We start from the raw sequence: 23,938 nt of genomic DNA, 5'->3' as shown, positions 1-23,938 counted from the left end.
GTGTACGTGAGCGACCCGACTCTAAACTTGGCGATGCTGCGTGCCGGACAGCGCCTCCGTGGCATCGTTTCCGGTCAGACGGTAACACTGGTCGCTGTTGATCCGATTGATGCCGATCTTTTCGAAGTTTTCTACCGTGACGACTCCGGCCGCAGCGGTGCACGCGCAATAACCGAGGCGGATGCGGCCGGCTTTGAGCTAGCTGGTGATTTAGATTCCGCGCCGCCGTTTGACGGCGACCCGGACGAGTTTCGTCTCGCGGCCGAGGCACTGCGAATCAAGTATGCGGCACTCTACGATCCGATGGTTGCAGTCAATAGCTCCGACGTGGATCCGTTGCCGCACCAGATTCGTGCGGTTTACGAGGAGCTGCTGCCGCGCATCCCATTGCGGTTTCTGCTTGCTGATGACCCTGGTGCTGGCAAGACAATCATGGCTGGCCTGTACCTGAAGGAGATGATCCTGCGCTCGGACTGCGAGCGGGCGATCATCGTGGCGCCCGGCGGGCTGGTCGAGCAGTGGCGGGAGGAGTTATCGCAGAAATTCGACTTGGGCTTTGAGGTATTCAGCCGGCAGATGGTTGATGATGCGCAAGGCCGTAATGTATTTGAAGAGCACCCGTATTTGATTGTCCGTATGGACCAGGTCTCCCGGAGCGAGGACCTGATGGAGCAGCTCTCCGATGTGGTTTGGGATGTTGCAGTCGTCGATGAGGCGCACCGGATGTCGGCGCACTACTCTTCGTGGGCAGGTGAGGTCGATGAGACGAAGCGGTTCCGGCTCGGACGGATGCTGTCGGAGACCGCGCACAACTTCCTGATGATGACCGCGACCCCGCATGCCGGGAAAGAGGAAGACTTCCAACTGTTTATGTCGCTGCTGGACCGCGATCGCTTCGAGGGCCAGTTCCGTCAGGGCGTGCACCGCACTGATACCAGCGGACTCATGCGGCGGATGGTGAAGGAGGATCTGCTCACTTTCGAGGGCAAGCCCCTGTTCCCTGAGAGGCGTGCCTACACCGTCGAATATGAACTCAGTGCTGCTGAACGCGACCTTTACGAGCAGGTCACCGACTATGTCCGCACCGAGATGGGGCGGGCGGAGTGGATCGCGGAGGCTGGCGATAAGAAGCGCGGAAATAACGTCGGTTTCGCTCTCACAGTCCTTCAGCGCAGGCTCGCATCCAGCCCTGCAGCGATACTACGGTCCCTGGAACGCCGCCAAAATCGTTTGGAGACGAAGCTGCGTGAAATGCAACGCAGCGCAGACCAAGGACGATTTACCGCGGCAGACCTGACCTCATCTGTCGATTCTTCAGTGCCCTCGCTGTCTGTTGAGGACTTTGATGACTTCGACGAAGAGACCACCGATGATGAGCGCGCGCAGTTTGAAGCACAAGTGGATCAGGTTGTGGACCTCGCGACCGCCGCGCAGACAATCCCGGAACTGCGGGCTGAGATAACGATCCTCGAAGAGCTCATTGGCGTCGCCCGACGCGTGCGTCTTCAGGACGACGACAAGAAGTGGGTGGAGCTGCGGACCATACTCGACGAGCAGCTCCTCGCCCAGGACGGTTCCAGTGATATCCGCAAGATCATTATCTTCACAGAGCACCGGGACACGCTCGACTACCTGCACGGTAAGATCAGCGCCCAGCTCGGCCGCGCTGACTCTGTCATCACGATTCATGGAGGTACTCGCCGGGAGGACCGCAAGGCAGCACGGGAGCAGTTCACGAACGACCCCGACACAGTCGTGCTGCTCGCCACCGATGCAGCAGGGGAGGGCTTGAACCTTCAACGGGCGCACCTAATGGTGAACTATGACCTGCCTTGGAATCCGAACCGCATTGAGCAGCGTTTCGGCCGCATCCATCGCATTGGCCAGCGCGAGGTCTGCCACTTGTGGAACATGGTTGCCAAAGACACCCGTGAAGGAGAGGTGTTCGCAAGACTGCTATCGAAGATCGATCAGATGTCGATCGCCTACAGCGGAAACCTTTTCAATGTACTTGGTGACTCCGAGGCGTTCCAGGAACGCTCTCTGCGTGATCTGCTTATCGAGGCTATCCGGTACGGCGATCAGCCCCAAGTGAAAGCCAAGCTCGATCGCATTATCGACGCGGGCGTTTCCCACGGGCTGGACGAGATGGTCGAGGAGCGTGCCCTGCACCCCGAGATGTTCAGCGCACTTAATCTAGAAGAAGTCCGCGCTCGGATGGAGAAGGCACGCGAGCGTCGCCTGCAGCCCGGCTATATCGCCGCGTTCTTCATTCCCGCGTTTGAGCGCCTCGGCGGACGTATCCGTAGGCGCGAGAAGGGTCGTTATGAGATCACCCGCGTTCCCAATCGTGTGATCGACACTGCCCGCCGCCTCAATCGGTGGGCGCCTGTAGCCACCCAGTATGAGCGGGTCACATTCGAGCTCGACCGCATCCGACACGACGGCTTCACCACCGCTGCACTGATCGCCCCGGGACAACCCCTGCTTCACGCGGTGATTGAGGCGACCATCCACGACCTCGGGCAGGTGCTCAAAAGGGGCACGGTGCTCGTGGACCGTCGCGATAAGCAGCCCAACGCGCCCATACTCATGTATACGGTTGAGCAGCGCATTCAGAACACTGCCGTAGACCCTATTACAGTCTCGCACCACTTCGACTACGCGCTCTTGGAACAAAATGGGGGCGTCTCTGTGTCGTCCGCACCGCCGTACCTCGACTACGACCGGCATCAGCCGGACGAAACGAAGGCGATCGCTGAGATTACCGCCAGCGAATGGGTTCGCGAGAACCACGAGAAGCTGGTCCGGGCATGGTCGTATCGTGAGGGACTTCAACCTCGCATGGACGAGGTAAAGGGCCGGCTCGAAGCCGAAACGGCCCGGACCAGGGCCCAAGTGAAGGAGCGCCTGCTTGCGGAGGTCAACCATTGGGACCGTGAGCACACAAGGCTTGAGGCGCTTGAGCGCGCTGGCACCGTCGGTCGGCTGCGCGCCGAGACTGCGTACAACCGTGCCCGCCAGCTCGACGACCGTCTCGACCGCCGGCTCCAGGAATTGAACGAGGCCACCAACCTCGTCGCTGCGCCTTCGGTCATCCGGGGCGCCACCCTCGTCGTTCCAAGCAACCTACTGACCATCAGGCCGGGCGAGGCGCCGCAAGCCTTTGCCCGTGAGACGAAAGCAGTCGAACGGCGCGCGGTCGATGCGGTCCTCGCTGCCGAGCGCGCGCTCGGCAGATCACCGGTGGAGATGGACCGCAACAACCCTGGCTATGACGTCCGGTCCACGGACCAGGACGGACGCGTTCACTACATCGAGGTCAAGGGACGCATCGAAAACTCTGACACCTTCACCATCACGACTAACGAGGTCACCTTCGCACAGACACAAGGGGACCGCCACCGTCTTGCGCTCGTCCGCGTCTCACCAGACGGCCCCGAACACGATCGCCTGTGCTACGTCCTAGGCGCCTTCAACCACATTGAACCATCCGCGACGACCCGCTCATACAACGAAGAATGGCGCGACTACTGGGAACGCGGAGGACCACCGCGATGACCAAACCTCTCCAGCACTACACCAGCCCGCCGAAAGAAACACTGTGACCAACGTGCCCAAGAAAAAACTCATCGAAGTCTCGCTGCCCCTAGAAACCATCAACGCCGAAGCCTCTCGGGAGAAGTCAATCCGTCACGGGCACCCGTCAACGCTGCACCTGTACTGGGCCCGGCGCCCCCTGGCAGCAGCCCGCGCTGTGCTGTTCGCCCAGCTCGTGGATGACCCATCTTCACGTCCGGAAGAGTTTCCCACGGTGGAAGAACAGGACTCTGAGCGCGCCAGACTTCACAGACTTATCGAGAAGCTCGTCGTTTGGGAAAACAGCAATGACGAAAAGATCCTGCGCCAGGCGCGAGAGGAAATCCGTAGAAGTAATAATGGAGAACTTCCCGCAGTTCTCGACCCCTTTGCTGGCGGTGGAACAATCCCACTGGAGGCGCAACGCCTAGGTTTGGAAGCACATGCGAGCGATCTTAACCCGCTTTCTGTGCTCATTAATAAGGCGCTCATTGAGATACCTCCAAAGTTCGCGGATCAACCACCGGTGTTTCCCGGAGCTGTTGAGACGCGCAATGGCTGGTATCGCGTGGAAGGTCTTGCAGAGGATGCGACGCGCTACGGCGAATGGATGCGTGATGAGGCTGAGCGACGCATAGGTCATCTCTATCCAAAGGTAGAAGGCCCTGGCGGCAAAAAATACCCTGTCATCGCGTGGCTTTGGGCCAGGACCGTGAAGAGTCCAAACCCAGCGAACCCGATCGAAGTGCCTCTAATCCGGTCCTGGTGGCTGAGCAAGAAGAAGGGCAAGGAAGCCTGGATCGAAGCGAGCGTCGTCGACGGGAGAGTCGTTTACCAGGTGCGACGCGATGCTGATGGTCCCGTCGGCGAGGCTGACGGGACCATCGGCCGGGCCGGTGGGTATGCAGTCGGGGACGGCACGCCGATTTCCCTTGATTATGTCCGCTCGGAGGGTCGCGCGGGACGGATTGGAAAGCGTCTTATTGCTGTGGTTGCGGATGGGGGCCGGGAACGCCTTTATTTTTCACCAACAACCGAACAAGAAGACGCCGCGCGCGTGGAGCGGCCGGAACTAGTCCCTGACGGCGAACTTCCACGAAACCCTCGTGATTTCAAGACTCCGAACTATGGAATGACAACGTGGGCGGATCTGTTCACCAATCGACAGCTCGTGGCTTTGACGACCCTGAGCGATCTTGTTGGCGAAGCCCGTGAGCGGGTGTATTTGGATGCTATCGCCGCGGGTATGCCCCCTGGGGAAAGCCTGCAAGATGGAGGGCAGAATGCTGCAGCTTATGCGGATGCCGTCGCGACGTTCCTGGCATTCGGTGTCAGTCGACTAACAGACATCTGCAACGCCCTGTGCCACTGGGAAATCACCAAAACCCAGGTTAGGCACTTGTTTGGTCGACAGGCGATTCCCATGCTGTGGGACTTCGCGGAAACGATGCCATTTGGCTCTGCCGCTGGCGGCTTCACTGTCAGTCTGTCGAGCCTACTCAAGGCACTTCTACGACTTCCGTCGTCAGGTGCTGCCGTAGTGGAACAAGCAGATGCTGCAGCTCGCGATTACACGGGACTCGTCATTTCAACCGATCCGCCTTACTACGACAACATCGGTTACTCAGATCTTTCCGACTTTTTCTATGTTTGGCTTCGCCAATCACTTTCCAAGATCCATTCAAAGACAGTCGCGACGATGCTCACTCCGAAGGCGGAAGAACTCGTAGCAAACCCTTACCGTCATGGCAGTAAAAAGGGGGCGGAGAAGTTCTTTATCGATGGCTTCAATGCCGTATTCGCTAATATTCGTCGGGGTGCAAACCCTGCGGTTCCTATCACGGTTTACTACGCATACAAACAGCAGGATGCAAGCTCTGACGGTACAAGCTCCACGGGTTGGCACACTTTGCTTGACGGACTCATCGATGCAGGATGGGAGATCACGGCGACGTGGCCGATGCGCACGGAAACCTCCAATCGACTACTTGCCAGTGGAACGAATGCACTCGCTTCTTCGATCGTTCTTGCATGTCGTCCACGTCCAGAGGATTCGCCCGCGACGACTCGGCGCGCGTTCGTTGCCGCACTGAAGTCGGAGCTTCCTGAGGCGCTTCGGACGTTGATTCAGGGGTCAATTGCCCCCGTAGATCTTGCCCAAGCGGCGATTGGTCCCGGTGTTTCGGTGTTTTCGCGGTACTCGCGGGTGCGGGAAGCGGACGGTTCTGACATGAGTGTGAAGGACGCGCTGCTGCTCATCAATGCGACGCTTGATGAGGTCATTGGGGAGCAGGAGTCTGACTTCGATGCCGACACACGTTTTGCTGTGAAGTGGTACCGGCAGTACGGCTGGGGCCAGGAGAACTCGGGCATTGCTGACCAGCTCGCGCGTTCCTCCGACACATCGATCGGGGCGCTGGAACGCGGCGGGATCTTTGAGGCGAAGGGCGGCAAGGCGCGGCTGTTCTCGCCGTCGCAGCTCGACGGGGAGTGGGACGCTGCCGCCGATGAGCGTGTCAGCGTGTGGGAGGCCACGGTCCGTCTGGCCTCGGCAATGGCGAAGGACGGTGCCGACAGAGTCGCCGAGCTGCTGCCTGCAATTCAGACGCGCGTCAGCCTCGACGCCGTGAAGGAATTGGGCTTTCTGCTCTTTCATGAGGCCGAGAAGAAGAGGGACACACAGGACGCCATTCTGTTCAACGGTCTCGTTAGTGCATGGGGTGACGTAAACGAACAGGCCCGAAGGTTCGCTCTGGTGCCGCGTGCGGGGCAGCAGGTGTTTGATTTCGATGATGAGGATGGGGACTGATCAACCATGGCGATGAACAACCGAGACCGTGTAGGCAAAGCCTTCGACTTACTCTCCGAGGGGCTTCATGACGTGGTCGATCAGGTCATGACGGCCGCTTACAGCACCGCTGACTGGACGAGCAGATGGGCAGAGGAGGACGCGCAACGACGCGGCGGATCGGCCCGGACGCTGACTAAACATGACGTGCAGGTACAGCTTCGCGCGGTCACCGAGCAGGGGTACCGCTTCAAGGACGTGCTCTCACGTGCTCAGCAGGGGTTCGCATCGGAGCTGCGCGAGACACGGAACTTGTGGGCGCATAACGAGCCGTTCAGCTCCGATGACGCCTCCCGTGCACTGGATACGATCGAGCGGTTACTGCACGCGGTCGGTTCTGTGGATTCAGCCGAAGATGTCCGCAAGTTGCGTGTGGATCTCCAGCGGACTGTCTTTGAGGATCAGACCCGGAAACAGGTCAAGCGGACCAGGGTGTCGCTTGATCCCGGGTCTGGGCTTCGCCCTTGGCGTGAAGTGATACGCCCGCACAATGACGTTGCCCGCGGAGAGTTTACCGCTTCGGAATTCGCCGCTGACCTGCACCTTGTCCACACGGGCCAGGCGGCCAGCCCGGAGTACGGCAATCCGGTGGAGTTCTTCACCCGCACGTACCTCACCGAGGGTCTGCACGACCTGCTGGCCCGGGCGCTGCGCCGGTTGAATGGTGACGCGAACTCGAGCCCGGTGGTGAACCTTCAGACGAACTTCGGGGGCGGCAAAACGCACTCGATGCTCGCGCTCTACCACCTGTTCAGCGGAACACCCGCGAACGAACTGCCACAGGAACTTCAGGAACTTGTCGCCGAAAACGGCAACCCGGACCTCGCCAGTCTAGGCGTCAAACGTGTTGCGCTCGTTGGGACGTATCTGAAGGCAGGTTCCCCGATCATCAAAGACGACGGTACCGCGGTGTGTACCCTCTGGGGTGAACTCGCCTGGCAGCTCGGTGGACGAGAAGCGTACGACCTCATTGCCGAGGACGATAGGGCCGGTACGAATCCGGGTGAGGCACTCCGGACACTGATCCAGCGCTACTCGCCCGCGTTGATTCTCATCGATGAATGGGTCGCGTACGCCCGTCAGCTGGTCACAGACAAAGAGCTTCCAGCGGGATCTTTCGAGACGCAGTTCACATTCGCGCAGTCGCTAACCGAAGTTGTCCGATCGGTTCCGGGAACGATGCTTGTCGTTTCGATCCCTGCATCCGACACCGGTGACGCAGGGCGCGGTAGTGACATTGAGGTCGGTGGTGCCAATGGGCAGCTTGCGTTGGAGCGCCTGCAGAACGTGATCCGGCGTGTGGCTGACCAATGGAGGCCATCAAGCAAAGACGAATCGTTCGAAATCGTTCGTCGTCGTCTGTTCCAAGCGCCGAATGCGGATGGGCTGACGACGATCGCAGCTGTGGCGCGCAGTTTCGTCACGCTCTACCGGAACAACACGTCCCTGTTCCCGCGGGACGCAGCAACACCGAGTGACGACTACGAAAAGCGCATTCGCGCCTCGTACCCCCTGCACCCCGAACTGTTGGACCGGCTGTATGAAGACTGGTCGACGCTGGAGCGGTTCCAACGCACCCGTGGCGTGCTGAAACTTGTTTCTTCCATCGTGCATGAACTGTGGGCCTCCAAAGACACGGCTCCGCTGATTCTTCCCGGCACAGTTCCGCTTGATGCAACGACGGTCAACACTGACCTGACCCAGTATCTCGAGGATCAGTGGAAGCCGATCATCGACTCCGACATTGACGGTCAGGGCTCTACCGCGCAGCAAATCGACCTTGACCGGCCAAACCTGGGGCAGCGGTTCGTGACTCAGCGTATCGCCCGGACAATCTTTATGGGTGCTGCCCCCCGGATCAAGAGCACCCGCAAGGGCCTGGACAAGCAATATGTCTGGCTTGGTACTGCGGTGCCGGATGACACCCTTGGAAACTTCGGTAGCGCACTTGAACTCCTCGCGCAGCGGTCTACGTACTTCTACGAGGAGCAGGGCCACTACTGGTTTGACACGCAGCCATCGGTCACGAAAACCGCCAACGATTATGCCGAGCGGTTACGTGAGGATGTTGAGACGGTGTGGAACGAGATCAGCCGCCGTCTGCAAAGCGAAGAGCGGTCCCGTGGTGTCTTCGACCGGGTACACATTGCACCGGCATCCAGCGCCGACATCCCCGACCTTGAAGACACACGCCTAGTCATCGCCCATCCGCGGCACTCCCGGCGCAAAGCCGATGGCGCAGAAGCGGCCGCGCACCAGTGGATACAGGACGCAATCGAGACCAAGGGCGCTAGCCAGCGCATCCACCGCAACACACTGGTGTTCCTGCTGGCCGACAAAAGCGAATTGGAGAGCTTAGAAGCAGCGACCCGCAGCTACCTTGGGTGGAAGCGGGTACAGGCCACCGGTGATTCTCTCAACCTGTCGGCCCAGCAGCGCAAACAGACCGACGATTGGGTCGCCAGGCTGGACCAGACGGTATCCGATCGGATCCGTGACGCTTACGTATGGACGGTATACCCGGAGCAGTTCGACCCGACCAAACCCTTCGAGTTGATAGCTGATAAGACGCCAAGCTCTGGCGGACGTTCACTTGCCGAGCGAGTTGCTTCTAAGCTCGGCCGCGAAGACCAGCTTGTGACAGACTTCGGTGCCCCGATCCTCGGCGCGACATTACACCAGGAGCTTGCCGCACGATGGCACGAAACTGGTGAAATCACCGCCGGCGAGTTGTGGGGATACTTCACACGTTACGTCTACCTGCCACGGCTTGTCCGCCGTGAGGTGCTGGACAGTGCAATTGTGCAGGCGTTGTCCACAGTTCTCGTTGACAGTGAGCGGTTCGCAATCGCCAGTGGAAAGGACCTTGAAACCGGCCGATACCGTGGGTTGCTCGTGCCGCCCAGCCCGAACACGACGATTCAGGTGACCGACAGCACGCTCCTCATCGATGTGAAGCTTGCGCAGGAGCAGATTGACGCACAACAGGCCCTTGCACGCAGCACTGCCAGTACTACGGCCTCAGAAATCTACACCGCGGACGTCAGACCGGCGGATTCGGCCCGGCCCGGCGATGGCAAGCCAAGTACAACTGATGAGACAACGGCGCCTGAAACGCTCCCGGACGCAGTGCTCGCCAGGTTCTTCGGATCAGTGAAGATTGACTCGGATCGATATTCCCGCGATATCGGCAATGTCACCCGTGAGATCATCGATCGGCTGTCCGGTGCTGGCGCGAGCCTGGAAATCACTATCGACATCCAGGCCACCAAACCCGAGGGTTTCGACGACTCCGAGGTCAGAACCATTACTGAAAATGCCCGCGTCTTGAAATTCGACCCCAGTTCCGGCTTCGAGAGGTACTAATCACGGAACCAAAAACGATAGTGCGTCACAGACCTTCGTGTTTGAAGGAAGGCCACCGCCTACCTCGGTAGCCTTCCTTCTTCGTGCGCTGGAAACTACTTCGACGGGCCGTTCTTAGACCGCTCAGCGCCTCTCGATACCCCAGTGTGCGCCTTGCGTGCTTTGGCAGCCTTTGCACCCATGGTCAGACCTGCACGGGGATGTGTGGCCTCGCTGCGCTCCGCTGCCACCCGGCCGCGTACCTGTGACTCCTTAGCGCCGGTGGTGGCCAATGATGCGGCGAAAGCGTTTTGTCGTTCGGCCGAGCCGTAGTCGGCGGCCGACGTCGTCTCAGCTTTCAGTCCTTGGTCTTTAAGCCGGCCGCTGTCGTTGCCTGTGACACGTTCCTCGATCTCTCGGCCGATGCCCTCCATGCGGGCAAAGAGTTCCTTCTCTGCCCGCTCGTACCGCTGCTCCTGGGTCGCCCATTTGTCGCCCGTGAATCCGCCCTCGGCCAGGATTTTGGCCTCGTGGAGGTTCTTAGCGGCGTCCACGAAGGCAGGGTCTTTGAAGTGTTCCTCTCCTGCCCCGTTGACGTTCGCGGTGGTTTCCTGCTTGAGCTGGTCGATGTCGGGTCCGTTGATGCCGTCCTTGCTGATGAGGAACAGGCGCTCCTTAATAGCTCCGTCCGCGGCTTCCAGCGCTTTCGGCGTCTTTGCGTTGTGTGCCCGCTGGAGCGCTTTGGCCAACTCGGGGTTGGCCAGGTATTCCACTGGCACCTGGTGTCGTTCCATTTCGGGTGCGAGTTTCGCAGCCTGGGCACGGAGTTCTTCCGCGCGGGCGGCCGCGAGCAGCTGCATGGCCTTTCCATGTTCGGTGGCAGCTTTACGGGACTCTTCCTGGCTGCGGTCAAGGGCTTCCTGCCGTGCCTTTTCGGTGGCGATGGTGTGGATACCTGATTCAAGGTACGCGGCATCAGGGCCGACGTCGCGGGTGTCGATGCCATACCGTGTCAGGACTTCCTGACGGATCTTCTCCGATGCCGCAAGGGCCGTCGGGTCGTGGTCCTTCCACGATTCAGCGACGGTGTACGCGGTAGCGATATCGGACGGCTGGGCTTTGTCCCACCACTGGTCCTTTTCCGCTGGAACAAGCGCCGCGTGGGCGGCGCTGCGCTCGGCTGCCAGGCGTGCCTGAGCTTCGTGTGCAGCCTGGGCGTCCTGGTGTTCCTGTTGGCGTTGTGCTTCCTGCCGGTGGCGGGCCAGTGTTTCGGCAATACGAGACGCGATCATCAGCGATTGCCGCAGTCCGCCGTCCAGCAGGTCGTCCATTCCGTCCGATTCACTCATGGTGTTCCCCTCGCACTAGTGGTGTTTTTATCGGTCAAGTACAGGCCCGGATTCCCGTCCCGTCCGGGTGGGTGTCTTCGCGGGTATGGCCGTGGCGGGAACAGCGGATCCGGGACGGACCGGAGCCATCCCGCGCAAGCCAAGCTCCACGGGGTTGCGTTCCTGGCCACGTTCCGGGACCGGGGCCGGCCCGCCCACGGTAGCCGGTCGCGGCATGGTCGCCGCGAACGGCTTCAGCTGCGTCGCGACAACGGCGCGGATCCTCTCCGCTTCCCGTGTCCGGCCGGATTGCTGATGCATCTGGTAGATGGCATGGGCCATGTTCGCCAGCTGCACCATCAGGGCTGCCTGCGCGGCTGTCTTGTTCTTGGACGAGGCGGCCAGGAACAGCATGGCCGTGCCGGCAATGGACGGCAAAGCCACAGGCCTGCCGTGCTCCCGCGGTGCGCGCAGCTGCGCTGTGCGGGACAATTCAGCCGCGGTGGCCGCCAGCGGTCCGGGCGTGGGTTCGAGACGGTGGGACCATGCAGCGAACGCTCCGGAAACGTCCCTTGCGGCCTTCGCCCAGGTCGCGTGATCGTCCAGTGGGATGGACCGCAACTGCTCTGCCAAAGCGGTCGCGTTGCGGGCGTATTCGACCCATGCCTGGGGCGACGGTACTGCCCGTTCAGGTCCGGTCCTGGAGACGGTGCGCTTGTTGCGTGCCGCTGCGTTCCACTCGGCTGCTGCCTCGGTCGCCGCGTGCGGTGAGTCCATCCATCCTTGACGGAGCGAACCCAAAGTCAGGTCTGATGCGAGGGTACCGCCACCGAACCAGATAGGCCGCTGCCCCGGCTTGGGCCGCTCAGCGACGTTGTACCCGGTGATGACGTCGGTGGTGTTCTTCGCATAGCGAGGGCGGAGCAGGATGCCCGTGTTACGGGCACGGCGGACGAACTCCCCTTCAGTCGCAGCGGCGCTGGCGCTGGCGCGGACCTTCCGTTCCAGCGAAGCCCTGTGCATTTCACGCTCGTCCCGAGCGGCAGTGGCTTTCTCCGCCCGGTCGTAACCACGGGTGGCGTGCACGCTGGAAAGTCGCTCCAGTCCGTACTTGGCCTCCAGCTCACGGCACGTCTGCTGCGCGCGTTTGTAATCCCCGTGGGTAGATGCTTTGGTGCCGTCTTCCCGGACCAGCGACACCGCAATATGGATGTGGTGGTTGCCGTTTTCGCTCGTGCCGTGGTTGATCGCCGCCCACCGGCACTGCGCTTTTCCGCTGGCCGCAGTGAAGCCCATAGCGTCCACGAAATCGTTCGCGATGTCGCCCCACTGCTGGTCCGTCAGCGCACCTTCTTCGGCGCGCAAACTCAGCGAGCAATGCCACACGGTCGCGTCCTTGTAGCCGACGTGGACGCGCTGCTTCTTGGTCGCATCCCAGGTGAAATCCTTGATCTGAACGGAGACACCGAACAACTTCCGTGGCTGATCCAGGTGCTTCGCGACAGCAAGGGCATCCGCGTTGTCCAGGACTCCGTCGTCGTACCAACTCATCACGGCAGCATCGCCGGCAACCAAGTGTGGATTGGTGTGCGCGTTCTTCGTCTTGTCCGAGTCCGTTGATGCCAGATAAACCATCAGGCCGGCCATGCGGGAACCGCGGGTGATGTTCGGGATCACCGGCTACATCAGCCCTTCAATAGCCTGGTCGATACGCATCGCAACCGAGCGGATGTGCTTCAAGGCTTCGCGGGCCTCAACGGGGAACTCTCCCGTGGCATTTGCGTGACGTGCAAGCTGGTTGATGTTGTTCGAGGAACGGGCCAGCAGGTTGTGCAGCTGCATCAGTTCAGCGCCTATTGCTCGACGCTCAGTCGGTGAGTCCGTGCGCGCGTCCAGCGCCGCCGAAACCAGCAGATTCGGGACGGTCACTTTCTCCCGCTCCGCCCTGGCAACGAGCGCTGCCTCCTCTTCCACCGTGACCCACACGTCACGGCGCTTCTTCGTCCCGGCTGGAGTGTTCGCACGACGGCGGCGGGACAGATTGGGACGATGAGAGCTCTCCTCATCGGACATTCAAATCCCCCTTCCAAAGGCCCAGCGCAGCGACCCCAAACGGGGACCCACAAGCCAGTGTGCCAAACCGCGACGCAGGAGTCGTGCAGGACACGCCCATTTACACCCGTGTAAATGTATAGCTTGCTCCGCACGGTTTCGTTGGGCTGTTTTGGCACCAATTGTGCAACTCACCCGAAAACCTCGCTTCTGGTGCCGAACTCAACCACTAGGCTGACGGGCATGGATATCGACAACATTGCCGCAAAGGCGGCCGCGAAAATTGACGCCGTCAGGGACGCAAGAGTCAACGCAGTGAAGACCGCTGCTGCCAGCAGCGTCGAACTGCAAGAGGTGGTTCAGTTGCTCGCAGCTGCAGAGCAGAAGTATGCGAAGGATTACCAGGCAGCCCTCAGGGCCGATTGGACTGAATCTGACCTGCGGGGCTTCGGGCTGGACGCACCGGCCAGGAAGGCCGGCGGGCGTCCCAAAGGCGCTAGGACGACGCGCCCGTCAAAACCAGCTAATGATGCTGCACGTGAGAAGGAACTGATCGGGACAACTAGCGAAAACTGGTAGCGTCACCCCTCGCCCACATGTGCACGGCGCAAGCTATTTCCTCCGGGCTTGCGCCGCACACATGTGGACGACAGGACCCACCGAACCGGCTGCACACAACCACCACGTCACCAACCGTCCACACCTTGCCCTGGGCGAGCGGTGGCCGTGCACAGCCTCCGTCCATCGGGGACAGCGCAAAACCGGAACAGTTTCCCATGGTCCAAGCCTGGGCGTTGCCGTCTCCCCTACCGTCTCGGTCGGGACTTTTTCAGCCGGGACGACATACATCTACCGTGCGGGGCCGGCATGGGGCGGGCACAGGAACCGTGGCGGCGTGGCCGGCTTCTAAGGCACAGGGGGCTCCCAGCGAGCTACTGGCGGGGATCACCAAAAACAGGAACGGCGCAGGGTCCACTTTCTTGAAAGACGGGCTTAAACACGAAGGGCCGGCTTGTTAGCCGGCCCTTCGTGTCCTTCGGCAAAAAAGGAAATCTATGGCCCCAGCTTAGCTGAAGCCGTGCACATGACTACAACTGAAGAAGCTGTTGGACTGTCGTGAAGTCGCGGCACCTACTTTCATGAACGGTGGGCGCGTTTATGGCGGTCCGCCGCTGGTGAGCGGCAACCTGGTTCGCCCTGGGCGGCGGACCGCCCGACCTGCGGGAGGTTCCTGGCCCTGCCCGTGGTGAGTGGCCGGGTCCTTGCCGGGCGGGGGGTCCGCCCGGCAAGGGCTTCTTATGCCGCTTCGGTTTCTTCGGCTGGCTTGCCGCTGTCGATGATCATTTGCTCGGTCTCACTTGCGGTGTATCCCCAGACGACCAACTGGTTCAGGTAGTCCCGGTGGGTCTGAGATGGGGACCGCCATGAGTCCTTGGCAATGGTCTTCTCATACCCTGCGCAAACCAGTGCGATCAAAGAGAACTCAGGCCGGGCCGTGGACGCAGCCACGTGATCCCGCAGCGGGTTCCATCCCCACCGATCGGACTCGTCGGACTTCGCTCCCACCATCTCAGCGGCCACCTTTCCGTCGTAGCCGCTGACCGTTTCAGGGTGGCGCGTGAGCGCGTACGCGGTGAAGTGCTGCCAGCCCTTCGGCGCCTGCTTCTTCGCCAACAGGTTCCGGACAAACTCCCGCCTTACGATGGTGGCAGACTCGGCCGCTTTGTTATTGGCGATCAGGGTTTTCCGTTCGGCCTTCTGTTCCTCGGTCATCGGGCCTTTCTGGACGTTGCTGCCGCCGTCGTAGCGTTCGTACTTCGGGACGAAGTCCGTGTCCTTCCAGCCAGCGATAACTGAGTGGGTCCGGTGCTGGCCACGGTAATCCGTGGTGATCAGGACGGCGTTCGCGTCCTCCTCGGTGGCCGGTTCCCCGTCTTCCCTTTTGGCGGCTGTGACGTAGAGGTTCTCGTCGTCGGAGTAGTGTCCGGCGTCCTCCACGATCGTCTTACCCTGGGCTTCGAGTTCGGCGATCAGCGCAGCGAAGGCTGCGGCGCTTTCGCGCTGATCCCGCAACCGCTGGGCGACGTGGAGCAGCTGGTCGGGGTCGTCCATGAGAACTGATTCAAGGTCGGCCGTCGCGGCTTCGTCCTGTTCAAACTCGGCCATGATCAGGGCCGTCTCGATGCTCCACCCCCGGTCCAGGGCGGCGGTCCCGGCCTCGGATGCCTTGGCCTTCAATGCACCCTCGACGGCGGGCTTTTTCCGTCCGGTCCGCTTGGCGATCGCTGCCGCTGAAACACCGATCAGGGACAGCTGGTGGTAGGCGTCTGCCTCGTCGGCTTCGGTCAGTTCCGCGCGCTGGATGTTCTCCACGACCTGCGTAACGATCCGTTCGGCATCTTCCGGGGACTCGATGATCATCACCGGGATTTCAGGGCGCTGGGCTTCGACGGCGGCGCGGGTGCGGCGCTGTCCCATCAGCACATGCACCGTGCCGTCGTCCTTGCGGTGCGCGATCACGGGTTCCATCACGCCGTGTTCCTTGATGCTGGCAATGAAGTCAGCGGTCAGGGCGGCGTCTTTGCGGACGTTCAGATCAACGGTCAAGGTTGCCGGGTCGAGCATTTCCAGTGTGGGTGCTGCGTTCATAGTGTTCTTCCATTCTTTGCCGAAATGGTGGGTGAGTGGGGCGGCTTGGGTGACCGGCCCGCAGCCTGTCTAGGCGGTGGCTTGGTGGAGTCCGAAAAGCTGTTGCGCGGTGTCAATCAGATGCTCGGGAACGTCTGCTTCGTCGCCGTCAGCGGTTTCGCCCAAGACAACGACGTCACCGCAGTACACGTCTGCCAGAACACCGGTTTCTTCCAGCACCAGCTGCGCGGCGCGGCGGTTCGGTGCAAGCTGCATGATCTTGCCTTCTTCATTCAGGTAGAAGTGCCAGTCATCGACGGTGACGGCTTCGATGTTTCCGGCCACAAGGGTTTGCAGGTTGTCTAAACCTGCGTCGATGGGTTCGACGCGGGCCGTCTCCGCCAGGTTGGCGGGGATGATCAGTGCTGTACAGGTGTTCACGGTTTGTCCTTCAACGATTGCAATCATGAGTTTTTACTCAAATACTCATTTGAGGTGGGAGCGGTGCCCCGCCCGTAGGCGGGGCACCGGTTTGGGTGGTGGTTAGGCGGCGGTGGAGAGATTGCAGGGAATCCGGTACCGACTGGGCATCTCGGCGGCCGCCTCTGGCAGGTCGTCGGGGCCTTGGGCCTGTCCGTTCTTCCAATGGAAGAACGCCTGCTCACTTATCGCGGTCCAAAAAGCAGCCTTGGTCCGGTAAAACGTGGTCCTCACGTCGCCTTCACAGTAGGTGGCCATGCCAAACAGGTTGCCGATCTCGTCGGCGGTACGGATCCCGGCGACCATGACATAAGGCCACTGACCAAGGTCCCAGCCGTCACAGCCCCAACTGGGGATCATGGCCCAGCCGTGTTCACCGATTACGTCCATCCAGTCGTATCCGTCGTTCATGTGGTAGTCCACGAGCACGGGCACGTCGTGGATGGTTTCCTCGGTGTCCTTGGTGGTCACGGTCCTTTTGATGACTGCGTTCATGTGGTGGTGCTCCATTCTTTGCCGAAATGGTGGGTGAGTGGGGCGGCTCAGGTACCGGCCAGCTTCCCTCTCCCCCAGTTGCTTTTTTGTTGCTGGCACGTAGTGCTCTACGGGGCCGACGGAGGCGTCTCCTCCCGCCAGGGCAAGGTGCTGGAAATCTTCGAAAGGAAATAAGCGACGCAGACATCTCACGTGTTTAAGAAGTCAAGCTGCGAGATTGGGGCGGGTGGAGTGAAGGCCGTGGTTTCGTCGAAACGGGTACCGGTGGTGAGGCAGTGGTGGAGTTGGCCGAGGAGGCGATTGAAGAGGTTGCGCTGGGCTGCTGCGTGCCAATCCCCGGCTGCGCGGCGGCGCTGGTAGTGGGCTCTGGCGCCTGGGGATCCGGTGAGGGCGGACAACGCCCACATGTATCCGACGGTGCTGAGGCGGTCGTTCTTGACGAATCTGCGGCCGACGAATTTCTTCTTGCCCGACGCTCTGGTGATGGGTGCGGAGCCTGCGTAGGCCTTCAGGGCGCGGGCGTCGGCGAACCGCTGCCTGTCGTCTCCGATCTCGGCCAGGAGCCGTGCCCCCAGCTGGTTGCCGATCCCGGGGAAGCTGAGCAGGATCTGGGCATCGGGGTGGGTGAGGAACGCTTCCTCGACCGCGGTGCTGAGCTGATCGACGCTCTGGCAGGCAGCGTCGAGGATGAGCAGTAGGCCGGCCGCCTGCTGCCCCATGGCGTCTTCGACGGCCTGGGGCTGGCGGGCATGGTCACCCCGAAGGATGGTCTTGATCCGCTGGGCCTGGGCAGCGATGCCGCGGGAGCGTCCCGCGCGGCGCAGGGCAGTTTCGATCCGCGCAGTGCTGAGCCGTGCGGCCGTGCCCGGGGTGGGTGCGATACGCAACAGTTCCCTGATTTCGGGGCGGGTGAGGCCGTTCTGCCAAACCGCGCCGGCCTGTAGGAGCGCCGGGTAGAACTGGCGCAGCACGGAGCGGAGCTGGTTGGCCGTCTGCTGGCGTGCCCACACAGCGTCCTGCTGGGCGCGGGCCAGGACAGTGATCGCCCTGACCTGTTCGGTGTCGGCCGGGAGAGGGCGGTGTGCGTGGGCGTCGGTGCGAAGGATGTTCGCCAGTACCAGGGCATCCCCCGGGTCGGACTTCTTCTTCGAGACACCGTGCCTGTCGCGGTAGCGTGCGGCCGAGAGTGGATTGACCGCGTAAATGCTCCGGGTGCCGGCGCGCAGGGCCGCGACGAGTAGGCCCTGGCTGGTTTCGATCGCCACCGGGACAGGGTGCTGGGGTGTGTCCCCGTGTTCGGCGAGCAGTTCCAGTAGGTCCCGGTAGCCTGCAGCGTCGTCGGTGATCCTGCGTTTGGCCAGCAGCTCGCCGGCGCTGTCCATGATGGCAATGTCATGGTGGCCCTCGGCCCAGTCGATCCCGCAGTAGATGTCCAATCTGTACTCCTCGCAGTCAAGGTGTGTTCTGTTCCCGGGGTGTGCCAGTTCGGATCACGCAGCGCCCTAATTCCAAGACTCGAAGGTCTGCCATCTCACCAGCCGTTCGTGAAACGAGTCCACTTCGGGCGCCCCGGTCTGACCAAGAGCTCCACGGCTCCCGGAGAAGGAAGGGGTCATCCCGCAGTCTGCACGCCACCACGAGAACCAAGTACCACGCCAACAGTCGGGGGTTCCGCTGCCACGCGGGGCGGCGGAACCTGGCCGGCAAAACCGGATGGCATTTGCCGGCCAGTCCAGGGGATCCTGCGGCGTCAATCTGCGCCGTTACGCGCCGCTCTTCGTCAAGGGTTCAAGGACCCAAGAGCGCCGAAGGCGTCGCAGCAGCGCTGCGCCGCGGAATCCCGAAAACAGCTCCCGGCCGGCCCAACTGATCCGAGTCTGCGGGAAGCCACTTGCGATCGCGATTAGCCGTTAGCCGTGCAACCGCCCGTTAATCCAGAGTTCTGCGGAGGGCCGCCAGCGAACGCGCCGCTCTGCGTCGAGGATTCAAGGACCCATGAGCGCCGAAGGCGTCACCACCAGTGACTCCACCGCAGAACCCCACCAAGACAGCTCCCAGGATGGCCAACCACCTGGCCCCTAAAAGCCGCTTAACAACGAATTAGGAGCGCCGTCGAAGAATTCCAGTGCTGCAGGGCCCCTGAGGAACGAAGGGGTCAGGAGCTTGAGCCGGAGCGGAACCGTATGATCCGCAGGAATCTCAATGATGTTGTCAACGGATTTTTGCGGCTCTTGCCAGACCCGAGGACCCGTCAGCGATACTTGGGCCAGGCAGGGAAACGAGGCCTTCTTTCACGCCGGCGTTCTGGTCCTACTGGCCATTGCAGGGACCGTAGAGCATACTCAAGAAGACAGCCGCACGCGCTGCTCCGCCGTCCTCTCGTGCCCCCAGCAAGGGTTGTTGTCAGGGCCCGAATGAGGAATGAGGCCAAGGCATGGCCGACGAAACACGTCCACAGTCCGCTGAACTCCTCGTGGACCACTTGCAGGACCTTGTCCTGAAAACCGAGGACGTCAAAGACATGCTGGACGAACTGGCCCAGTTCTCCGCCGTCACCCTGGCTGACCCTGCCGTCGCCTTCTGCAGCATCACGCTGATACAGCGGAAGAAACCCGTGACCGTGGCCCGCAGCGAAGAGAGCGCGGTCCGTCTGGACGAAACCCAATACAGTGCCGGCGACGGGCCCTGTCTGTCCGCGATCCGGGAGCAGGCTGTGGTGCATATACCTGACTTGGTGAACGAGGATCGGTGGCCCGCCTTCACCGCCGCCGCGCTGGAGGCAGGAGTGGGATCCAGCCTGTCCGTGCCGCTCATCCTGGAGGGGGAAGCCGCAGCGGGACTGAACCTGTATTCCACGCGCTCCCATGGCTTCAGCGGTGACGATATCAGCATGGTCGAAACGTATTCGTACCATGCGTCGAAGGCCCTTCGCCTGGCCGTCCGGATCAGCCAGCTGACCGAGGCCAAAGCTCATCTGATGGCTGCGATGGAATCCCGAACCACCATCGACCTCGCCACTGGCGCCATCATGGCGCAGAACCGCTGCAGCCAGGAAACGGCCATGAAGATCCTGAAGATTGCTTCCAGCACGCGGAACGTCAAGCTCCGCGACATCGCCGCATCAGTAGTCGAATCCATTTCCCAGGACTCAAAAGTCAGGACGCACTTCGACGCGTAAGAAGCTTGCCGGACAGCGTAAGAGAACTCGTCCGCTGTAGGTGGTGTTCGAGTAGTGCCAGGGACGCCGAAAGACCTCGCTCCAACTGCAGGTACTTCTCAGGCAGCAAACCGCGCGGCTGGAACCGGCACCCGCGTGCAGGTGTAGGTGGTACCGTCTCTGAGCATTGCCCATAGGACGTTGAGTCGTCGTCTGGCCAAGGAGAGCATTGCCTGGATGTGGGTTTTTCCTTCCCGGCGTTTGCGGTCGTAATAGCTGCGGGAGGCCGGACATGACTTCAGGGCCGAGAGCCCGGAGAGGTAAAAGACGCGGAGGAGCCGCCTGTCATAGCGTCTGGGTCGGTGATGGTTGCCGCTGATCCTTCCGGAGTCTCTGGGGGCCGGGGCCAGGCCGACAACGCCAGCGAACCGGTCCGCCGTTTGAAAGACGGTCAGGTCGCCGCCCGTAGCGCCGAGGAACTCCGCAGCGAGGACAGGTCCGAAGCCAGGCATGCTCAACAGCACCTCGGTGTGCTGGTGCTCGGTAACCTTCTCACTGATCAGCGCATCGAGTGTGGCCAGTTCTTCGTTCAAGGTGATGATTTCCTGCGCGAGGGCTGCAACGATTCCCTCCCCCACGTGCTGGGCCGCGACGATGGTGTGCTGGGACTTTGCCGCCGCGACTGCCGCTGCGGCCACCGCGGCGGAGGAGCGGGTGCCGTGTGTCTTCAGCCAGGCGTGGAGCCTGGCCTGACCGGTGCGGCGGATCCCGTCCGGGGTCCGGTGTTTGGTCAGCAGCAGTAGGGCGGCTTTGGAGCGGCTGTAGTCGAAGGCGCGCTCCAGGGCGGGGAAGTATTCGAGCAGTTGGGCCTGCAGGCGGTTGATTGCCCGGACCCGGTCCGCGGATTTGTCGGCCCGGCGGGCGGTGAGGAGCCGCAGACCGGTGCTGATCTCATCCCCGGCCCTCAGCGGCTGTAAGTCACGCCGCATCCTGGCCTGATCCGCGATCACCGCGGCGTCTTTCGCGTCCGTTTTGCCCTCACCGCGGTAAAGCTTGGAGGCATGGTGGACGACCCTGCCGGGGATGTAGAGGATGTTCTGTCCGTGGGCGACGAGGATGGCGATCAGCAGCGCGGGTCCGCCGTGGTTCAGGTCTGTTGCCCAAATGATCTCGTCCCCGTCCCCGAGTTTGAGGACGTTGGCCATGAGCTCGAGCAGGGCCGGTTCGTCGTTGGGGATTTTTTGCGAAAACAGACGGTTTCCGTCGGCGTCGATCACGACGCAGTGATGATGGGCTTTGCCGGCATCGATACCGGCCCACAATTTCGCCAAAACAGCCTCCAGTTCTGTCGTACGGGTGGAACTCGGCAGATAACCGCGCCGTCGTGTCCTTATCCGGCGATCATGTCGCGTCTCTCAATCAGCGGTCGGGTCATCGCGGGGCGGCGGGCGGCCAATCCTACGAAGCCGTCACGCTCGAATCGTCCGGCCACAGCAACAAAGCCATACCCGCCTCCCCTGGGTAGCCACGACCCTACAACGGCCACGAAAAACCACCCGGCAACAACATAAGGACAGCAGCCAAAAAACGTCGTAGACAAAACAGGTCCGGGCACGGCGGAGTTCTGCGACGCCGGGACCGGACCCAACAGCCGGCCACGGAGCGAAGCGGAGAGGACGCCCAAAGGGTGCGGGCCATGTAGCCACCTCCTTCCTGCCCCGCCGTGCGAGGCCCCCACTGGTCCAGCCGGTCGAGGGTGGGCCGTCAACCCCGAAGAGCGACCGGGGAATCCCGCGGAATAAGGGAGCGTAGCGACCGCGTGGGATTGCCCGGTTGCGTGGGTTGACGGGTCGGGCCCCCGGACGGCTACGATCAGTGGCCTTGTACGGAGAACAACCCAGCCACATGTAAGGTACAGAAAATGCTTTTACAGGCCGAAGCGCAGCGAAGGTCCATTTCCTGGTGGAGCGCAGCGGAACCACGCCTCGTCCGGTCTACAGCCACCTGGTTATGCCGCACCGCAGTAGACCCCGAACTCGACTCCGCCGACGTCGAACTGCCGCCGCATCTCAAAACCGGTAACCCTGCGATTCGTGGTGGACGGGTTGTGCCCACTGGGGGCCAGGTGGAGCCCTCCGCACAGCTCAAAGCTGTCCCCATTGGCCGTGCAAGCCGTCCACGCCGCCCCGGCGGCTATTTTGTCGGACCCCTTGGAGTACAGTTAATCCGAACATATATTCGAATAAAAGGTGTGTTGTGGGCGTGATAGTTGGCCCCCGTGTGATAGATGCGGGACTCTCCCTAGTGACGGCGTTACTGGCACCCGTTGCGGTGGCCGCCGGCTATCCCTCCCCCGCCCAGGACTACTTCGACGGCCGCATCGACCTCAACGAACACCTGATCAAAGACGTGACCAGCACCTTCATCGTCCGGGTCACCGGCCAATCCATGGAACAGGCCGGCATCAGCGACGGTGACGAGCTGGTCGTGAACCGGGCACTGGAACCGAAGGACGGTTCCGTGGTCGTAGCGGTCCTCGATGGGGAGCTGACGATCAAGCGGCTGCGGATCACGCCCACGGGCGTGGTTCTGCAGGCCAACAACCCACTTTTTCCCGACATCGAGGTGCCGGCCTTAGCGGACCTGACAACCTGGGGCGTGGCCACGAGGTGCCTGCACCATGTGTAAGCCCTATTGCATCAGATGCACGATTCTCGGTGGCTCCGATGCCTAAACCCGCGGTCATGCGCCGGATGCAGGAAATCGCGCACGTGGACGTGAACTGCTTTTACGCCTCGGCCGAGCGGGCCTTCAACCCTTCTCTGGAAGGCAAACCAGTCATCGTGCTCTCCAATAACGACGGCTGCGCGGTCACCCGCTCCCCCGAAGCCAAACGCCTCGGGATCGGGCTGGGAGACCCCTGGTTCAAGCTCCGGCCCCGGGCCAAGGAATGGGGCCTGGTGGCTTTGTCCAGCAATTACGAACTGTACGGTGACATCTCCGCCCGGGTGATGGAGCTGCTGGGCCGCTACTCGGCCTGGGTGGAGGTGTACTCCATCGATGAGGCGTTCCTGGGCGTCAAGGGCGGACCGGACGACTTGCTGGCGCTGGTCCGGGAGATGAAGGCCGCGTGCCGGCGGAACGTCGGCGTACCGGTCTGCGTAGGGATCGCACCAACGAAGACCCTCGCGAAGTTGTGCAACAAGTGGGCGAAGAACAACCCAGCCTTCAACGGGGTCTGCCGGTGGGAGTCAGTGCCGGCCGGGCAGCGCGAAGCGCTGATGGCCAAGCTGTCCGTGATCGAAATCTGGGGCGTGGCCACCAGGCTCACCAAACGCCTGAACGCGATGGGGATCTTCACGATCCTGGACCTGACCCGGGCGAACCCGGTCGCGATCCGTGACAAGTTCTCCATCGTCATGATGCGCACCGTCCTGGAACTGCAGGGCACCCCGTGTACCCCGATGGAAGAGGAACGGATCGGCCGTGACCAGCTGATCTTCTCCCGGTCCTTCTCCATACCCATCACCACGACGGCAGGCTTGCGGCAGGTCATGAGCGTCTACGCGCAAATGGCCTCCGCACGCCTGGCCAAACACAACCTGCAAGCCAAGGTGCTGACGGCGTTCGCGGCGACGTCGCACTTCAACCCGAACGAAAAGTCCTTCCCCTCGGTCTGCCTGGCGCTGCCGATGCCGACTGCTGACCCGGTGCTGCTCACTAAGGCAGCTCACGCGCTGCTCCCCCGTGTCCATGACGGCGGGAAGTACGTCCGGGCCGGGATCATGGTCACCGACCTGCGCCCGTCCGGGAACCAGAAACCCCTGGAGCTGTTCGAGAACCCGCACGAAGAACGCGGCATCGGGATCCTGTTGGAGGACGTGGCCAAACGATACGGCCGCGGCTCCATCGGGTTGGGCCATGCCGGCATCAAGGGCGGACCGGACTGGACCATGAAACGCGACATGCTCTCCCCCAGGTACACCACCCACTGGGACGAACTCCCCCTCGTCAAGGCCGCCTGAC

The 23,938-nt window shown here is 61.9% G+C and carries 15 protein-coding genes; 7 read left to right on the top strand and 8 right to left on the bottom strand.

All coding sequences use genetic code 11. From position 1 onward, the window contains the following. Positions 1-33: 33 nt before the first annotated feature. Genes RI444_RS22840 through RI444_RS22830 form a run of 3 tightly spaced genes read left to right on the top strand, consistent with a single transcriptional unit; the run spans position 34 to position 9,793 of the window. A complete protein-coding gene (locus RI444_RS22840; RefSeq protein ID WP_410510813.1) occupies positions 34-3,561 on the top strand; it encodes a helicase-related protein in 3,528 nt (1,175 codons plus the stop codon). Positions 3,562-3,604: 43 nt separating this feature from the next. Beyond that, positions 3,605-6,388, top strand: a complete 2,784-nt coding sequence (locus RI444_RS22835) for a DUF1156 domain-containing protein (protein WP_316963936.1) — start codon at positions 3,605-3,607, stop codon at positions 6,386-6,388. A gap of 6 nt (positions 6,389-6,394) precedes the next feature. Then, positions 6,395-9,793: a Swt1 family HEPN domain-containing protein gene (locus RI444_RS22830; RefSeq protein ID WP_316963935.1), complete on the top strand. Its 3,399-nt coding sequence runs from the start codon at positions 6,395-6,397 to the stop codon at positions 9,791-9,793. A gap of 95 nt (positions 9,794-9,888) precedes the next feature. Here RI444_RS22830 and RI444_RS22825 read toward each other — a convergent pair whose 3' ends face one another. From RI444_RS22825 to RI444_RS22815, 3 genes are read right to left on the bottom strand one after another with little or no spacing between them, the layout of a single operon-like run. Continuing rightward, positions 9,889-11,121: a hypothetical protein gene (locus RI444_RS22825; protein WP_316963934.1), complete on the bottom strand. Its 1,233-nt coding sequence runs from the start codon at positions 11,119-11,121 to the stop codon at positions 9,889-9,891. 27 nt (positions 11,122-11,148) lie between these two features. Then, positions 11,149-12,777, bottom strand: coding sequence for a relaxase/mobilization nuclease domain-containing protein (locus RI444_RS22820; protein ID WP_316963933.1), 1,629 nt, complete (start codon positions 12,775-12,777; stop codon positions 11,149-11,151). 3 nt (positions 12,778-12,780) lie between these two features. Further along, complete coding sequence (locus tag RI444_RS22815) at positions 12,781-13,173, bottom strand: MobC family plasmid mobilization relaxosome protein (RefSeq protein ID WP_316963932.1); 393 nt, start codon at positions 13,171-13,173, stop codon at positions 12,781-12,783. A 222-nt stretch (positions 13,174-13,395) separates the two neighbouring features. Here RI444_RS22815 and RI444_RS22810 point away from each other — a divergent pair, with 222 nt between their 5' ends. Beyond that, positions 13,396-13,731: a hypothetical protein gene (locus RI444_RS22810; RefSeq protein WP_316963931.1), complete on the top strand. Its 336-nt coding sequence runs from the start codon at positions 13,396-13,398 to the stop codon at positions 13,729-13,731. A gap of 717 nt (positions 13,732-14,448) precedes the next feature. On the opposite strand, the gene RI444_RS22805 is transcribed toward RI444_RS22810, so the two are convergent. The 4 genes from RI444_RS22805 to RI444_RS22790 form a co-directional block, all read right to left on the bottom strand. Then, positions 14,449-15,801, bottom strand: a complete 1,353-nt coding sequence (locus RI444_RS22805) for a ParB/RepB/Spo0J family partition protein (protein WP_316963930.1) — start codon at positions 15,799-15,801, stop codon at positions 14,449-14,451. Positions 15,802-15,870: 69 nt separating this feature from the next. Beyond that, complete coding sequence (locus RI444_RS22800; protein WP_316963929.1) at positions 15,871-16,221, bottom strand: DUF3846 domain-containing protein; 351 nt, start codon at positions 16,219-16,221, stop codon at positions 15,871-15,873. Between the two features lie 102 nt (positions 16,222-16,323). Beyond that, the gene (locus RI444_RS22795; protein ID WP_316963928.1) at positions 16,324-16,755 is read right to left on the bottom strand and encodes a hypothetical protein; all 432 of its coding nucleotides are present in this window, start codon (positions 16,753-16,755) and stop codon (positions 16,324-16,326) included. Positions 16,756-16,943: 188 nt separating this feature from the next. Beyond that, a complete protein-coding gene (locus tag RI444_RS22790; RefSeq protein ID WP_021474832.1) occupies positions 16,944-18,191 on the bottom strand; it encodes an IS110 family transposase in 1,248 nt (415 codons plus the stop codon). Positions 18,192-19,189: 998 nt separating this feature from the next. Between RI444_RS22790 and RI444_RS22785 the strand changes: the two genes are divergently transcribed. Beyond that, positions 19,190-19,933, top strand: coding sequence for a GAF and ANTAR domain-containing protein (locus tag RI444_RS22785; RefSeq protein ID WP_166842556.1), 744 nt, complete (start codon positions 19,190-19,192; stop codon positions 19,931-19,933). A 98-nt stretch (positions 19,934-20,031) separates the two neighbouring features. Here the strand turns inward: RI444_RS22785 and RI444_RS22780 are convergent, their stop codons facing one another. Beyond that, positions 20,032-21,243, bottom strand: a complete 1,212-nt coding sequence (locus RI444_RS22780; protein WP_316964013.1) for an IS110 family transposase — start codon at positions 21,241-21,243, stop codon at positions 20,032-20,034. A gap of 925 nt (positions 21,244-22,168) precedes the next feature. Between RI444_RS22780 and RI444_RS22775 the strand changes: the two genes are divergently transcribed. Then, positions 22,169-22,600, top strand: a complete 432-nt coding sequence (locus RI444_RS22775; RefSeq protein ID WP_316964012.1) for a translesion error-prone DNA polymerase V autoproteolytic subunit — start codon at positions 22,169-22,171, stop codon at positions 22,598-22,600. A gap of 38 nt (positions 22,601-22,638) precedes the next feature. Next, positions 22,639-23,937: a Y-family DNA polymerase gene (locus RI444_RS22770; RefSeq protein ID WP_316964011.1), complete on the top strand. Its 1,299-nt coding sequence runs from the start codon at positions 22,639-22,641 to the stop codon at positions 23,935-23,937. Position 23,938: the final 1 nt, after the last annotated feature.

The sequence above is a fragment of the Paenarthrobacter sp. AT5 genome, from assembly GCF_032764245.1.
Lineage (GTDB): Bacteria > Actinomycetota > Actinomycetes > Actinomycetales > Micrococcaceae > Arthrobacter > Arthrobacter ureafaciens.
The sequence above is the reverse complement of the archived record's forward strand: the minus strand, read 5'-3'. Positions and strand labels throughout refer to the sequence as shown.